The 846-nt window shown below is 46.9% G+C and carries 2 protein-coding genes; both read right to left on the reverse strand.

Annotated features, from left to right (window positions below; genetic code table 11):
- Positions 1-275, reverse strand: a 275-nt coding sequence (locus tag ACTRC3_RS11700; protein ID WP_440323187.1) for a recombinase family protein, incomplete at its 3' end; no start/stop codon positions are given.
- Between the two features lie 115 nt (positions 276-390).
- On the reverse strand, positions 391-756 hold the full coding sequence (locus tag ACTRC3_RS11705) for an NINE protein (RefSeq protein WP_440323188.1): 366 nt from the start codon (positions 754-756) through the stop codon (positions 391-393).
- Positions 757-846 lie beyond the last annotated feature (90 nt).

The raw sequence follows: 846 nt of genomic DNA on the forward strand, positions 1-846 counted from the left end.
ACCTCTACCACCAGCACGCCCTTAATACCAGGTGATTCCACCTGACGGAGAACCTTGCAGAATTCCGGGCGATCTGCTATGGTCTCGCCGGATACGACCTCCCGATAAAAGTTCTTTGCCGGGATATCGTGGACAAGGTTCCGGCCTATCCACTCCCGGATAATCTCTTCGTGCTTTTGAAGCACATCCTCTACCGATAAATATGGGTCGTCGGATCTGGATTTTCGGAGATAGACAAGGATCTCCTCTGGTTTGAATTCGTAAGATTGATACACTGTACATTCCTCCTTGATATTTTTATTCCAGAATGATACAATGCAAGTGTAGTAGGTGCATTGTGATTAATTCCGGTGTGCAAAAAGTCCAGGCGTTGAAGCACCTGGACTTTTTCTATACGTAATATGGATCCGGCTTCAGTAGTATCAGAATCAGGTCTACTATGATTCCTACACCGCAAAGCCCGAGGGTAAGCAGATATATGATTGCTGTGAATATCTTCCCCTCATAGAAGCGATGTGCGCCCATCCATCCGAGAAACAGGCACAAAAAGAAAGATACCCATTTCCTTTTCATCTTTCCAGCCACAACTACCGTATTCGATGCGGATGCACTGGCCGCAGCGGAGTTATTGATAATGATATTGTCGGGCTTGGAGGACTTCAATTCCTCCACCTGCTTACCACACTTCGGGCAGATAACGCAATCAGCGTCAATGACTTCTCCACAGTGCTTACAATACTTTGTTTCCACTATCACACCTACTTTCCTGTTATGTAGCTGTCCACGCCATCGCAGGCCGATTTCCGGCCATTCTCAACCACCTTGGACAGCGATTCAATATCAGGC

Source organism: Laedolimicola sp. (assembly GCF_051972735.1).
Classification (GTDB): Bacteria; Bacillota; Clostridia; order Lachnospirales; family Lachnospiraceae; genus Laedolimicola; species Laedolimicola intestinihominis.